The sequence below is a fragment of the Nostoc sp. CmiVER01 genome (genome assembly GCF_034531135.2).
Classification (GTDB): Bacteria; Cyanobacteriota; Cyanobacteriia; order Cyanobacteriales; family Nostocaceae; genus Nostoc.
Map to the genome: position 1 here is coordinate 246,344 of NZ_JAVRBU020000004.1, position 13,230 is coordinate 259,573.

The following is a 13,230-nucleotide window of genomic DNA, read 5'->3' on the forward strand; positions in this document are numbered from 1 at the left end:
CCCTCTACTAAAAATGTGGGAACTTGCACCAAATGCATCTGAGATTTTCTCAAGATATAAAGTCCTTGTTGCAACGCCTAGCTGAACAACCGTTAACTCTAGGTGATATTTTGGCAGAAACCTCAGAACGGGGGTTCTGCCTAGTAATTACATTATTAATTTTGCCTTTTTTATTTCCTATGCCACCGGGATTAACTGGGCCGTTTGGTGGTGCTTGTTTACTGTTGTCAGTGCAAATGGTTTTAGGGAGGCGATCGCCTTGGCTACCGAAAAGAATTGCTAACTATAAATTTCCTCGTCCCTTTGCTCAGTTACTTTTGCAAAATTTGGGACATCTTACCAAAGTATTACAGAAAATCGCCCGTCCTCGATTGGCAAAAATAGCCCATAATCCTTTGGTTTGGCGAATTAATGGGCTTTGTATCTCTTTGTTAACAGTATTACTAATATTACCAATTCCCTTTACAAATCCCATCCCCACTGTAGGTATTTTACTTTTGACTGTCGCCACCATCGAATCTGACGGTTTACTAATTTGCATCAGCTACAGTATTACTATCCTAATTACCTTGTTCTTTGGATTTATGGGTTATGCAGTATGGTTAGCTCCTAGTTTGCTGCCATCTATATTTAAATAATAAAAGCCCCCAACTTTAGGCTGAAGGCTGTAATTTATTAGGGTGCATCTACCATTTATTAATCCACTTTATTGATTGCCATATCCGGGAAAATTAAACCTTTATTCTTATATTCAAAAATATCAGCAATAAAAAAGCCTTCAACTAAAAGCTGAGGGCTATGATTTAATTAAGGTGCATCTACCATTTAGATATCCGCTTTATTGATTATCATATCCGGGAAAATTTAACTTTGCAAAAAATTATTTGAATTTAAAATCAAAAAATATCAATAATAAAAAAAGCCCCCAACTAAAAGCTGAGGGCTGTGATTTAATTAAGGTGCATCTACTATCTATATATCCGCCTTAGTTATTACTGCATCAGGAAGAATTGAAAAAAATAGATAGCTGTAGAATTAATTTCGTTAGATACAAAAGTAGTACTGATATCATCGAGGATAACCTACGGTTTTTAACTAGGTAATTATTGCTCAACTTCATAGTAATTTTACAATTACCCGAAATTTCCCTTGGATACGCAAAGTTTCTGTTAATATCTTTGAGCCTATATCCGCAATAGTACGAATTTAGTTTATTAGTTGGGTATATAGCTATGAAAGTTAAACGTACCCAACTTGATGAAGCGATCGCAGTTTCTATTAGCCCTTGCTAGTTTGAGTATTGTCGGGGGAAGCTTTTTTCTGAGAACAACTTTTAACAGTACTAAGGAACCTAAAATAATAACCGATACATCACGCTACCAAGAAATTCGTAATCAACTATGGTCTGATAATGACCAAGTAAAACATTTTCCTAATGAGATTCCCACTGATGCCAAAGATGTTCGCATTGCTTACTCTCCCGAATTGCAAGGAAGTAGTTTTTTTCAAATTAGGCTGAAACAGCCACCAAACAAGATAGAAAAACTACTTTCACAATACAGAAGTAGTGCAAAGCACAAATATAGGGGTGGTAACACAAACGATCACATAAATCAACCTAATGGTGTGCCGACAACTTTTTTCTACACTAGTGGCTCTCATACAGAATCTTTTCCACCTAACTATGAAATATTGGTATTAAATACAGAGGATAAAGGTAGACCTGGCTTCAAGTGGAATCATGGAAATAGCTACGGCGTCGCTATTAATGCTTCCGCCTCAGAAATTATTTACTGGTCTGAAAAATGGTGATTAACAATTTCATTTTGAATCGGAATCGCCATGAGAAAAATCATGATTTTGGTCATGTCCCTCACTTCATTACTAAATAGGGCTTTTCAGCTTTTAGGTATATCACTTTGGGTAGTTAAAACTTTTAGCCAACATCACTAAAATTATGATGGTGCTTAAAAACTATCTGAATATGTAGAATGCCAACTGCTTTAATTACTGGTGCTTCTAGTGGTATTGGTAAAGCTTTTGCCCAAGAACTAGCTGCACGCAAGACCAATCTTGTCCTCGTTGCTCGTTCCGAAGATAAACTAAGCCAATTAGCTAAAGAACTAGAAGAACAACACGAAATTCAAATAGAGGTTATAGTTAAAGACCTCACAGAAGATAATGCAGCAGCAGCTATATTTGATGCTACTAAAGAAAAGGGATTAACTATTGACTTATTAATCAACAATGCTGGTTTTGGTTACTATGGCGACTTTGCTGAAGGTGATGGAGAAAGACAAGTCAAAATTGTACAATTAAACATTTTGGCATTAGTAGATTTAACCCACAAATTTCTCCCATTGATGCGCCTACGTCGTTCTGGAAGTATTATTAACGTATCCTCTATTACCGCATTTCAACCGATACCATACCTTTCTGTTTATGCTGCTAGTAAAGCTTTTATTCTCAGCTTTAGTGAAGCACTATGGGCAGAAAATCGTCAATATGGTGTCCGTATTTTGGTCACTTGTCCAGGGCCAATAGAAACGAACTTTTTTGCAGAAGCTCATTTTCCTCCAGCGCTAGCAAGCATTACAGATAAAGTGTATTCTTCCGAAAAAGTTGTTTGGGAATCGTTAGACGCTTTAGAAAAAGGCTATCCAACTGTTATTAGCTCTGATAGTATTACTCAAATTAGAAGCAAATTATCTCGACTTGTACCGCGCAAACTTTTGTTGAATATGTTAGCAAAACACTTTAAAGCCTAAGTATATTTATTTAGGAGTTAGAAGTTAATGAAAGCGTGTAATTTAAAAATCCTAACTTTTCACTCCTAACTTATTTAGATATACCTTGTTAATTGAACTCGGTAACGGTCTTTTTTTGTAACGGCGATTTCCCCAACTTCTAAACGTCCTTTAGAGCGAATGGCGATTAAGTCGCCTGATTTGACTTGAGAACTAGCTTGAGTAACTTCCTTCCAATTGACGCGCACATCACCAGCATCAATAAAATCAACCATTTTGCTGCGGGACATGCCAAAACCAGCAGATGCGATCGCATCTAACCGCAAAGAAGCCTCTACAGTAGTTAATTCTTTTTTCTTCGGTTCCCTAACCCTTAATTCACTTACCTCAATTCGCTGAGTTTTCACAGGAACCGATCGCACCTGTTTAAGATTCAATTCCAAAAATTCCACCAACTCCGGCGTAACAATTGCCTGGGCCCCCCGTTCTCCCAAGACAATAATATCTCCTGTCTTTTCACGAACAATTCCCGTTCCCAACATTGCGCCTAAAAAGTCGCGGTGAGAGGCGGTATCAAACAGGAAATTACCAGCAATTTCTACAGCTACAAGGCTAACTTGAGATTGATCTAAGGGAAGTTCTGAACGAGCGATCGCTATTCTTTGGCGTTCAGCTTGCGGATATCCGCCCCACGCAACTAATTGCACTTCTGTTAATCGGTTAAACACCCGTTGAATTTCTGCCAATTCTGGAGGAGATAGAAAATCTGTCAAAACCACTTCCCAAGTTTTGATGGCTTGCTCTGCTTGATCGATTACACGAGCTACACTATCTCGATTTTCAACGCCTTTTAAAAGTTCTTCTCGTGGCAACATTCTTAAAAATTATGAGTTATGAATTGAGAATTAAGCTGCTATAACTATCTTGATTCTAACTTTCTAAAGCGATTACTGACAGAGGCATTACTTAGCCGACGCGATCGCCTACGGCGGGTGCTTGCGCCATCGCGCTCTGTTTGGGATTTGCGTGTTCACTGGTTGTCGAGTATCAGAAGCACTAGCACTCCAGACGACTGATATCAAATCTAGTGCTATTACTTTTCGCAAGTCTACTACCAAAGGCAAGCATAAAACTCGGATTGTGGATATCCCATCAGCACTAGCATCAATCTTGAACATGCAGGAATATATAAATCATGTTCCCAAGCATCAATAGCTTGCACAAAAAACCAATGCATAATAACATCTCCACAATAGAGAATAAAAAACTGGGTCGCCTTGGTGCGTTAAAATATAGTTAGATTTTGCTGATTATAAAATCATTATTTCTCTTTAATTTAAAGTAAAAATTCCAGAAATTATCTGGGCTATTAATTTCTACCATTTTGTGATGTAAGTCTTGAAAATAAGTATCTTCGCAGATTATATTTTCAATTTCATATTCTTCCTTAAAGCCATTCATCCAATAATCTTCTATTTGTTTTTTGAAAGCATTAATGTTTTTCATAAGGTGGCTTTTTTTAGATTGTGAAACAATGGTCTGTTTACTAACTGGCTTAGATTTGCCATTTTTATTTGCAAGAATAATTTATCCTTGCTCATTTCCATACCCACTAAAATGAACAATTTGTGGCTTATACTGTTTTAGCATTTGTAACAAGTCATCTGGTATAACAGCCTAAGTTGAAAACAAATCAAGAGAGCCACGAAACTCAAATACACGAATCTTTTCACTTCCCCGCTTAGTTATTGCTGACTGATGTTGAACTATAACATGGCATTTTCTCTAATCTAAAAATCTCTCATGCTTTTCTTTTGATAGTTCCAGCAACTAGAGTTTTAATTCCTATTGACCCCTGATGAATAGTACGTACAATTATACGTATGGACTAATAATTTTCTTAAATCGGCGTTGACTAAAAACGCATAACCTATGTCTATCGGGACTTTCGGCAATATCTACTCAGATGAGTTAATTACAGCCACTGAGTTGAATCGTCAGCCTGGGCGAGTTCTGGACAAAGCTTTAGAACGTCCAGTGACAATTACTCGCAACGATCAGTCTTTTGCCTTGTTGCGCCGGGAGGAAGTGACTTTTCTCGTAAAGGCAGCAACACAAAGTAAAGCTGTTGTTGAGGCATTAACTGTCGCCTTCTCTTTGTTACTGGGAAAGGAAATCGGTTTTGAACATCCTTATGGATGGCTGAGTGTGTTTGAAGAAGATGATTTGCAACACTTTATAAACGAGCTGAGTGAGGCTTTTCGGTTGATAGATTCTTCAACTACAGCATGGGAGATAATTGACGCGATCATCCATGAATGGCATGAGAGCGCCGTAGCGATCGCTAGTCCTGAACTGGCAGATGCTTTTAGTGCCGAGACTGATGAAGTACCATTAAAGCCGCCATCTAGTCAGAGTACTGTTTGAATGAGAGTATGTCAGATAACCAACAAGAAAATCCAATAGTGGAGAATGTGGAGCCGCCATTCGTTAAACTGACGGCTCCAGCATTATCTGAGATAGAAAGCACTTGGTTGGTGGTAGCTAAAAATCGTCGGGTGAATCGGGACTGGGAAGCTTTAATGCAGCGCTACCCAGAAAACACACGTCGTTGTTACAAGGATTTATGTACTGCACCAACCGCCAGACAACCTGGGCGTGTTTTCCCTTTAAAGGGCAAACCCTACAAAGGGGCATGGGAATATGAGGTGACAAAAGGGGACAGAGTATTTTATGTTCCTGATCAAGAACAGTTGAAAGTTGTTGTCTACTACGCAGGAAAACATCCAAATCCTTCACCCACGCCGTAATTCATCCTAATAAAGATGAGTGGGCTACAAATTAAAAGTTCTTTTCGTGGAAATATTCTTAAAAATTATGAATTAGTCATTAGCCATTTATCTTTACCAATGCCTCATTCCCCTTTTTAAAACTATCTTGATTCTAACTTTAATTCCCATTCCAGCAGGTTTTCATCCTTAGCAATTTGTTGCATTTCCAGTTTTTCTAAAATGCGAATAGAGGCAACATGATCCTCTGGAGAATGAGCGATAATTCTTTTAAGTTCTGGCTGAGTAAAGGCAAAATTCACCAGTGCTTCTACTGCTTCAAAAGCAAATCCCTGCTGGCGATAAGCTGATAGCACTTCATAACCCATTTTTACAGTTCCTATGCGATCGGGTTTGCCAAGGAAACCCAAATCGCCAATTAAAGTAGAATCGGCAATGTGAATCATTAGCCATACACCCCAACCCAACTGGGAAGGATCGTCTATTAGCATCTGAGCATACATTGGGAAAATATCCAACACCTCAGATCCATACCAATCATCAGGAACTCTTACCCCCAAAAGCCTCTCTACTTGAGGTTTATTTCTTGTCACAACGGCTTGCGCCACTTCCAAAGAACAGGGAAGTAACTCAAGTCGCTGTGTCGTGATGTGTAAATTATGATTCATTCAATACACAGTATTTGTGTCAGCATAACCTTGGATATTTTCTGGATCAAACTGACGTAATATTCGGGTTGCTTGTCGAGTGAGAGTTTCAGAACCTTGAACGGCAACTAAATATTTACCTGCATCTAAACGGTTGCGATAAGGTAAAGCATCACCACCACCTACAAGTAAACCGACTCCGCCACCGACCACTACACCACCCAGAGCACCACTAGCAGCACCCAGCAGTCCGCCAACGATGTGATTGCCAACTTCACCCGCCCAGGCAAAAGTATCTAAACCAGTAATCAGGCTGAATGTAAAACCTGCAAAAAATCCAAATGGTATCAGCCAGGTTGCCATCAGTTGTGCTTGCTTTTTGGCTTGGTCTTTAGGGTCAATTAAGCCAAACTCGTCAGCTGTTTTATATCCTTTTCCCAGGATAGTGCTGTTTATGCCTTGTTCTTCTAAAGCTAAGTAAGCAGCTTCGGCTTGAATACGGTCTGGTAATACGGCAACAAGGTAATTCATTGATTTTACAATTTGTCTAATAGAAGTTTTGCCTTAATTAACAGCGTATCAGTCCTGGTCGAATCATCTTGCATTGATTAGAAGTTAGGAGTACAGACGCGATTAATCGCGTCTGTACAGGAGTTTGGAGAGGCTTTTATTTTTACTCCTCTAGCAGGCAAGGAGTTGGGGGTTAAGTCTGTATTAAACTCAACAGCAAAGCGCGTAGCCTGCCGCAGGCATCGCCCAAGTTAAATGTACCATCCGATTACTTTAGCGAATCTAGTGGCTCACAAAAATTGTTCACGCCTTGCTTGAGGACATAAATCAAAACTGGTGTTGCCAAAATTTTAGGAAACGTTGGCATTGCTTTTAGATGTTCCATCATCTTTTGAGGTGAACTATTAAGCAAATCTTCCCGATATTCTTGTTCGCAAATCACCACACGCCATTTTCTAGCCAAAGCATCTAACCACTCGGAATTTGCTCTTTCTGGTTGTTGTCCTGCTCGGATAGCTAGCGTCATCGCCGCATCTTCTAAATCTCCATCACAGTCTTCAATCAAATCCAGCGCTTCCATATCGCTGGGATCTTCTGCCAATTGAGAGCGAAACTGTGCAATTTCTTGAGATGTTACTTTAGTCATGAGTCTTTGACAAGGCGAGCTATCGGACACTCAGTTATGCTACATCATTTCACAAAATTGCTGTTACAAATACGTTTTTTTAGCAAAAAGCCTCATTCTTCAATGTAATTATTGAAAAATGAGGCTTTTAGAATTTTTAATTGAAAGATAAGTCAACAGTACTAGTTCAGGTTGGCGGAAATAAACTTACCCTTCGGGTGACGCTCGCAGGCTCGCTAACGCTGCGCTAACGGCAGTTCCTCATGAGGGGAACCCCCAAGACCGGACTGCCTCACCATTTCATTACAGCCAGAAAGCTCAAAATTAAAGCATGGGTGACTTTTGACTTTTGACTTCCCCAAAGGGGCACTAGCGTAATGCTCTGAGGGTAACAGACCGTTGTAACTGAGCTAAAGCACGGTTGTAATCCAAAATTGCTGTAACTCGATTACCTTCAGCTTGTGTGAGGTCGTTTTCAGAGTTAATGACATCAGTTTGAGTACCTACACCAGCTTGGAATCGCAAACGCGCTAAACGTAGAGCTTCTCTAGCTTGTTCTAAAGCGGTATTAGCGGTTTGAACATTCGCCAAACTAGATTGCTGGGTAGAATAGGCTTGTTCTACCTGAAAACGAATTTGGTTGCGCTGTTCGGCAAATTGAGTTTCTGCGATCGCAATATTAGCTCTAGACTGAGCTGCCCTTGCTCTTGCGGCTCCTCCATCAAACACATTTAGGGTTGCCCTAACTCCGAATGAATAACCATCAGTAATACTGGTATTATCATTGAACTGATCTAGTAGATTGTAAGTACCTACCAAGCTAATTTGAGGGCCTAGCTCTGCAAGGGCTTGCCTACGCTGTTGCTCATAAGTATTGCGTTGTGCTAGCTGCTGTTGCAATTCTGGACGATTTTGATAAGCCAGCACAATACTTTGTTCTAGCGTTGGGTTCCAAAGACCAGCTAACTGTACAGGATCGGCTGCACTGATATTTACCGCCTGCGGCAAACTTATCCGAGTTGCTAATTGACGACGGGCTATTGCCTGCTGCGATCTAGCATTAGTCAAATTTTGTTGGGCATTTGCTAAATTCACCTGCGATCGCAACACATCAAACCGCGTACCAACCCCAGCTCGCTCTAAAGCTTCTGCATCACGCAAACTAGCCTCAGAGTTCACCACAGCAGACTGGCTAATGCGTACTTGTTCATCCGCTTGTTGCAGATTGTAGTAGTCAGTGGCAACATTCAGACGGATTGTCTCAGACTGAGTTTCTACAGCAAACTCATAGTAACGTAACTGTTCTTCAGCCGCTCTGATATTAGCTTGTACTCTCCCAGAAGTATAAATGTTATATGAAAGTTGTGCTTGACCATTAAAAACTGTACTGGGTTTATCTTGCTGAGGGGTGAACGGATTTTGCCCGTTTAATTCGTCTCTAAGCTGATTATCAGCAGACTGACTACGAGTAATATCCGTGCTAACTCCCAAAGTGGGTAATAAAGCAGCTTGCGCCTCGCGTAGAACCGCTCGATTGCGTTCTAGCTCTAATAAAGACACCTGTAAATCCCGATTATTGCGCCGTGCTAGCTCCAAAGCCTGTGCCAAAGTAATTGGCTGATTTGCCTGAAGTCTCACTTCCTCCGGTTTGGTGGGAAATTGCAGGGGATTTGAGCTAGGAATCAGGTTCTGTGGAACTTGCACCGGCCCTGACGGCGCAGGAGTTATGCTTCTCGGCACTATAGAAGGTTGCACCGAACCCCCTGGCGTAGGAATCACGGTTTCCGGCACTGTGGAAGGTTGCACTGAACCCTCTGGCGCAGGAGTTACGGTTTGCGGTGCATTGGGAGTTGGCGTCGAATCTGTCGGAATTGGGGCATTACTTTGAGCAATGCGTAAGCCAGCAGCATTTTGTTGTGAGCAGGTATTTGAAATCACTAGCAAAGCAGCTGATTTGCTTTTTTCTAACTCCTGTGGACATTGTTGCGCTGACAACAGTTTTGCTGACCTTACACCTGTAGCTGAAGTTTGTAAAAATGTCTGCGACTGAGTAACAGTATTTATCTTTTGAACCACTGGCTGCTGTGCAGAAGACAGGGACAAAATTTCTTTTTGGACAGAAAAGGGTTTTGAAGTGTAGTTGGGAACTACTATGCTCTTTGATTCCTGCCCATAAGCCCTTGAATTACTGTTTTTTTGGTTATTTTGAGCATAACGGCTGACAGCAAGCCGTTGGGAAGCATTAGAGGTAGGTGTCAAACTTAAAAATCTACCTTTATCTTTCTTAAGTACTTGTTTTATTGGCACAACAGTATTTTCAGCCGTAAACACTGGAATACTGTTATTACTTAAAGGCTTCATACTAAGTTTAGTGAAACCGAAAGCAGGTACTAGGGTTGGAACACTAACATTTGCACCGTAATGCAGTTGCGTATTCACAATGCCCCCAACTAAGTCTTGACCATAAGTAGAAGTCAAAACACTAGGAGAAGAGGCCAGCTGTACCCCAGTTAGTTTTACAGTACCAGCCCAAGTTGGCTGAGTTGTTAATACTGCTGCTGTCACACCAGGCAATAAGCTATGGAATAATTGCTGTCCTTTCACCGCATCCCTCACACGAAAATCAATCTAGCGGCAGAAAACCTTTCTTCACCACAGAATATAGCACGATACTAAATTTAGGAGAGAATATACTACGATACTAAATTTAGGGTTCGGAACTCTGTTTGTCTTCAAAACGTCTAACAATGCGAGAAAGTTCCGCCTTTTCATCGATACTAACGCGAGTAGGAGCACCGCTAATAATCCGTTCGTAGTTTCGGAAAGAATCTTTAATATCGGGCCCGTCAGCAGTGATATTATACTCACGAATGCCCTTATCATGCCAAGAGCCTCTCATTTTAAATACGTTAATCGCCCGCGACATTTCTCCACGAATTTCTACGTACTGTAGCATCAGAATTGTATCGGTAATCGTGGAAATATGAGAGTCAGTAATGGAATGCGCTCCCAGGAATTGATCAGTTGTGTTGGTAAAGAAACCAGTAATTTCTTCTTGTTTAGCATAACCCGTCACACCAATTACAAACTGCCGAAATGCATTATTGCTGACTCCTCTGGCTAAAGCTGATAAAGAGTCAATAGCAATTCGGGCTGGTTTAAATACAGCAATTTCTGATTTTATAATTTGTAAGTGATCTTCTAAACCAGTTGATTCAGGATAGGTACAAATTATTTTGAGTAAACCTTGATCTTCTAATTCTTCAAAATCAATTCCCCAGGAGGAAGCATTACGAGATAGTTGAGCGCGTGATTCTTCGTAAGCAAATAATATTGCTTGTTCTCCATTCAGGCAGCCATCTTGAATAAACTTACTTACTAACAGGGTTTTACCAGTCCCTGTGGCTCCTGTTGCCAAAATAATCGAATCTTTAAAGAAACCACCACCGCACATTTCATCTAAGGTTTTTACACCAGAAGATACCCTGATATTAGAAGATCGTTGAGTTAAGCGCATTGCTCCCAGTGGGAAGATGTTAACTCCTTCATTAGTAATCGTAAAGGGATACTCGCCTTTCATGTGAGTTGTACCGCGCAACTTGAGAATTTCAGTTGTGCGACGGCGGCGTTCTCCTTCTAAAACGTTGCGAACAATTACTACATTATCGGAAACAAATTCTTCTACTCCAAAAGAAGCGACAGGGCCATATTCTTCACTACGTTCAGTTGTAATAATAGTGGTGACATTGAGTAGTTTAAGACGAGCTACTAGGCGGAAAATCTCACGCCGGACTACTCCCATTGCTTCATACTGCTGAAATACTGCTGTTATTGAGTCGATTGAAACTCGTTTAGCTTTGTATTTGCGAATCGCATATTGCAATCGCTCAATTAGTGCAGACAGGTCAAAATTCCCAACTATATCTTGTCCTTCAGGATCGGGAGATGCATCGAGAATAAACAACTTACCTTCTTCAATTAGGCGTGGCAGGTTCCACCCAAAAACATGAGCGTTTTTAATAATATCACTGGGTGATTCTTCAAAAGTAACAAATACTCCTGGTTCATCAAAGTAGGTAATGCCGTTATAGAGAAACTGAAGAGAGAATAAAGTTTTGCCTGTACCGGAAGTGCCACTAATCAAGGTAGTTCTACCAATTGGTAAACCACCATGACTAATATCGTCAAACCCTTCGATCATCGTGCGAATTTTTTCTACACCCCCAATTTTTGGTGTGTTTTTTGGTTTTACTTGCTCGGTTTCACTCATTGCTTGATAACAAAAGGGTATTAAAAACTGTTTTTTATAAAAAGAATTCAAAACTCAGAAGTCAGAATTCAGTATGAATTTGGTTTATACGATTGGGTGATACCGCGTCCCTTGCGCGTCTCGTAGACAGCATCTGTAAGTACTTTTGTCCAATAATGACGAAACTAGTATTAAATATTCTCGCCTTAAAACTCTATCTTTTTATAGGTAGAAAATTCTGTATTCTGTATTCTGTATTCTGGCTCCTTCATTAATTTTCCTCTTCAAAATCTCCTTCACTCAGTTCTTCATAGAGCAAATCTAATCCAATCAATACTCTCTCCCTATCTGAAAGATCCCCGATAATTTTGCGAACGGGTGGAGGCAAAATTTTAGATAATGTTGGCGTCGCCAATATTTTATCTTCTTCTGCCAGTTGCGGGCTTTTAAGTACATCGATCACTTTTAAAGCATAAACTCCTTTAAACTCCTGCTCTAAAATATTTTTGAGTGTTTTTAATGCCCGGACTGAATTAGGGGTATTCCCCGCTACGTAAAGTTTGAGAACGTAGGTTTTTCTGGCTTTATCCATATACATACAAGCTAGTCATGAAAATATAAATAGAATATTTGTTTACACATTGTGGGTGGTTAACAGAGGTAGCTTGTGCTAAGTTCAACATTGATAACTTTAATTTATCTAGAAATCGAACTTCTGTAGAGTTCGCATAGGTGAGCCAGGATATCTATCAACGTTAGACGATAATCAAGTAATGCTTCGTTGCTCCTTCCTTCTAATTTTAGCTGGTTAGAAAATTCTTCAATTATCTCCATGTGAATTTCAATGATTTGGGGCACAGGAATATTCGCATAAAATATAGTATTGATAAATTTATCAATTTTTTCTTTGAGCGTTTTATCTGTGGTAAAATAGGTTATAAGAATCAAGCTGTAATCTGATTTAAGGTGTTTTAATAATCCTTGTCTTTCTGCTGGAGTCATCTCCTGGAAAAGCTGTTGGCTTTTTTGGATGTGACTGGCAAATACATAGATATATTTGTCTGTGTATGCTTGATTTAAATTTTGTTGCAGCAAATTTGGTAAATAGTTAATTTTTCCAGAGGTAGTTGCAACAAGGGGTAAATAGCAAAATTGGGCAATAATCGTGTCAATAACTTTCCACAGCCATCGGCTCCAACCTTTTTGGTTGTGTAGATCAACTAGATTATCTAAACATTTCTTAACATCAGGTTGCAGAATCAATATCGGTAATAACATTTATTCTTAAATCTATCTCCTCGATCGCCATGACCAAGAAACGTGGGCTGATAAATTTGGCTAACGCTTCTAAGGGAATACTAGGTGTGCAGTAAACTGGTGATTCCACCCCAAAACAACACTTTATGTTAACAGGTAGTGCTAATAAAGCTTGGCGTAAATCAAGCTACCATTATAAAACTTACAAAAGCCTTGATTTAGAAAAATTTTGACTTTTGCCTTTTGACTTCCGCCTTCCGCCTTGCGACCCCTAGCCACTCAACAACTTAGTGCAGCAACTGAGTAATTAGACTTAGTAGGTCTTTGATGATGAGGTATTTGTCGGCATAGCAAGACACAGTAGCTAATCTATTATTTGCATATTTATGTATATAAATAGATAGAT

16 protein-coding genes are annotated in these 13,230 nt (G+C 39.8%); 6 read left to right on the top strand and 10 right to left on the bottom strand.

The window, feature by feature from the left end:
• Positions 1-32 precede the first annotated feature (32 nt).
• The 3 genes from RMZ43_RS08110 to RMZ43_RS08120 all read left to right on the top strand — a co-directional run bounded on the left by RMZ43_RS08110 (position 33) and on the right by RMZ43_RS08120 (position 2,768).
• A complete protein-coding gene (locus tag RMZ43_RS08110) occupies positions 33-638 on the top strand; it encodes an exopolysaccharide biosynthesis protein (protein ID WP_322653821.1) in 606 nt (201 codons plus the stop codon).
• A gap of 619 nt (positions 639-1,257) precedes the next feature.
• Entirely contained in the window at positions 1,258-1,812 is a 555-nt protein-coding gene (locus tag RMZ43_RS08115) for a hypothetical protein (RefSeq protein ID WP_322653820.1), read from the top strand.
• 179 nt (positions 1,813-1,991) lie between these two features.
• Positions 1,992-2,768 carry an SDR family NAD(P)-dependent oxidoreductase gene (locus RMZ43_RS08120; RefSeq protein ID WP_322653819.1) on the top strand — a complete coding sequence of 259 codons (777 nt, stop codon included), beginning with the start codon at positions 1,992-1,994 and terminating at the stop codon, positions 2,766-2,768.
• A gap of 74 nt (positions 2,769-2,842) precedes the next feature.
• Here RMZ43_RS08120 and RMZ43_RS08125 read toward each other — a convergent pair whose 3' ends face one another.
• A complete protein-coding gene (locus tag RMZ43_RS08125) occupies positions 2,843-3,622 on the bottom strand; it encodes a photosystem II S4 domain protein (protein ID WP_322653818.1) in 780 nt (259 codons plus the stop codon).
• A 151-nt stretch (positions 3,623-3,773) separates the two neighbouring features.
• On the opposite strand from RMZ43_RS08125, the gene RMZ43_RS08130 reads away from it, so the two are divergent.
• Entirely contained in the window at positions 3,774-3,962 is a 189-nt protein-coding gene (locus RMZ43_RS08130) for a hypothetical protein (protein ID WP_416212440.1), read from the top strand.
• 81 nt (positions 3,963-4,043) lie between these two features.
• On the opposite strand, the gene RMZ43_RS08135 is transcribed toward RMZ43_RS08130, so the two are convergent.
• A complete protein-coding gene (locus tag RMZ43_RS08135; protein WP_322653816.1) occupies positions 4,044-4,253 on the bottom strand; it encodes a hypothetical protein in 210 nt (69 codons plus the stop codon).
• A 426-nt stretch (positions 4,254-4,679) separates the two neighbouring features.
• On the opposite strand from RMZ43_RS08135, the gene RMZ43_RS08140 reads away from it, so the two are divergent.
• Both RMZ43_RS08140 and RMZ43_RS08145 read left to right on the top strand, forming a co-directional pair.
• On the top strand, positions 4,680-5,174 hold the full coding sequence (locus tag RMZ43_RS08140; RefSeq protein WP_322653815.1) for a hypothetical protein: 495 nt from the start codon (positions 4,680-4,682) through the stop codon (positions 5,172-5,174).
• Between the two features lie 8 nt (positions 5,175-5,182).
• Positions 5,183-5,557: a hypothetical protein gene (locus RMZ43_RS08145; RefSeq protein ID WP_322651482.1), complete on the top strand. Its 375-nt coding sequence runs from the start codon at positions 5,183-5,185 to the stop codon at positions 5,555-5,557.
• 122 nt (positions 5,558-5,679) lie between these two features.
• Here the strand turns inward: RMZ43_RS08145 and RMZ43_RS08150 are convergent, their stop codons facing one another.
• The 8 genes from RMZ43_RS08150 to RMZ43_RS08185 all read right to left on the bottom strand — a co-directional run bounded on the left by RMZ43_RS08150 (position 5,680) and on the right by RMZ43_RS08185 (position 12,954).
• Complete coding sequence (locus RMZ43_RS08150; protein WP_322653814.1) at positions 5,680-6,204, bottom strand: GNAT family N-acetyltransferase; 525 nt, start codon at positions 6,202-6,204, stop codon at positions 5,680-5,682.
• Positions 6,205-6,714: a hypothetical protein gene (locus RMZ43_RS08155; RefSeq protein ID WP_322651479.1), complete on the bottom strand. Its 510-nt coding sequence runs from the start codon at positions 6,712-6,714 to the stop codon at positions 6,205-6,207.
• A gap of 247 nt (positions 6,715-6,961) precedes the next feature.
• Positions 6,962-7,339 carry a hypothetical protein gene (locus RMZ43_RS08160; protein WP_322651478.1) on the bottom strand — a complete coding sequence of 126 codons (378 nt, stop codon included), beginning with the start codon at positions 7,337-7,339 and terminating at the stop codon, positions 6,962-6,964.
• 348 nt (positions 7,340-7,687) lie between these two features.
• Positions 7,688-9,922 (bottom strand): TolC family protein, encoded by a 2,235-nt coding sequence (locus tag RMZ43_RS08165; RefSeq protein ID WP_322653813.1) that lies wholly within the window; start codon positions 9,920-9,922, stop codon positions 7,688-7,690.
• 103 nt (positions 9,923-10,025) lie between these two features.
• Positions 10,026-11,588 carry a circadian clock protein KaiC gene (gene kaiC, locus RMZ43_RS08170; RefSeq protein ID WP_322651476.1) on the bottom strand — a complete coding sequence of 521 codons (1,563 nt, stop codon included), beginning with the start codon at positions 11,586-11,588 and terminating at the stop codon, positions 10,026-10,028.
• A gap of 250 nt (positions 11,589-11,838) precedes the next feature.
• Positions 11,839-12,159 carry a circadian clock protein KaiB gene (gene kaiB, locus RMZ43_RS08175; protein WP_322651475.1) on the bottom strand — a complete coding sequence of 107 codons (321 nt, stop codon included), beginning with the start codon at positions 12,157-12,159 and terminating at the stop codon, positions 11,839-11,841.
• 104 nt (positions 12,160-12,263) lie between these two features.
• Positions 12,264-12,845: a KaiA family protein gene (locus RMZ43_RS08180; protein ID WP_322653812.1), complete on the bottom strand. Its 582-nt coding sequence runs from the start codon at positions 12,843-12,845 to the stop codon at positions 12,264-12,266.
• Positions 12,814-12,954: a hypothetical protein gene (locus tag RMZ43_RS08185; protein ID WP_428850707.1), complete on the bottom strand. Its 141-nt coding sequence runs from the start codon at positions 12,952-12,954 to the stop codon at positions 12,814-12,816. Before RMZ43_RS08185 ends, RMZ43_RS08180 begins: the two co-directional genes overlap by 32 nt.
• Between the last annotated feature and the right edge of the window lie 276 nt (positions 12,955-13,230).

What these genes read in the sequence shown, in the direction of transcription:
- RMZ43_RS08110 (WP_322653821.1), top strand. Translation starts at nt 33, where the DNA reads ATGCATCTGAGATTTTCTCAAGATATAAAGTCCTTGTTGCAACGCCTA.
- RMZ43_RS08115 (WP_322653820.1), top strand. Translation starts at nt 1,258, where the DNA reads ATGAAGCGATCGCAGTTTCTATTAGCCCTTGCTAGTTTGAGTATTGTC.
- RMZ43_RS08120 (WP_322653819.1), top strand. Translation starts at nt 1,992, where the DNA reads ATGCCAACTGCTTTAATTACTGGTGCTTCTAGTGGTATTGGTAAAGCT.
- RMZ43_RS08125 (WP_322653818.1), bottom strand. Translation starts at nt 3,622, where the DNA reads ATGTTGCCACGAGAAGAACTTTTAAAAGGCGTTGAAAATCGAGATAGT.
- RMZ43_RS08135 (WP_322653816.1), bottom strand. Translation starts at nt 4,253, where the DNA reads ATGAAAAACATTAATGCTTTCAAAAAACAAATAGAAGATTATTGGATG.
- RMZ43_RS08140 (WP_322653815.1), top strand. Translation starts at nt 4,680, where the DNA reads ATGTCTATCGGGACTTTCGGCAATATCTACTCAGATGAGTTAATTACA.
- RMZ43_RS08145 (WP_322651482.1), top strand. Translation starts at nt 5,183, where the DNA reads ATGTCAGATAACCAACAAGAAAATCCAATAGTGGAGAATGTGGAGCCG.
- RMZ43_RS08150 (WP_322653814.1), bottom strand. Translation starts at nt 6,204, where the DNA reads ATGAATCATAATTTACACATCACGACACAGCGACTTGAGTTACTTCCC.
- RMZ43_RS08155 (WP_322651479.1), bottom strand. Translation starts at nt 6,714, where the DNA reads ATGAATTACCTTGTTGCCGTATTACCAGACCGTATTCAAGCCGAAGCT.
- RMZ43_RS08160 (WP_322651478.1), bottom strand. Translation starts at nt 7,339, where the DNA reads ATGACTAAAGTAACATCTCAAGAAATTGCACAGTTTCGCTCTCAATTG.
- kaiC (WP_322651476.1), bottom strand. Translation starts at nt 11,588, where the DNA reads ATGAGTGAAACCGAGCAAGTAAAACCAAAAAACACACCAAAAATTGGG.
- kaiB (WP_322651475.1), bottom strand. Translation starts at nt 12,159, where the DNA reads ATGGATAAAGCCAGAAAAACCTACGTTCTCAAACTTTACGTAGCGGGG.
- RMZ43_RS08180 (WP_322653812.1), bottom strand. Translation starts at nt 12,845, where the DNA reads ATGTTATTACCGATATTGATTCTGCAACCTGATGTTAAGAAATGTTTA.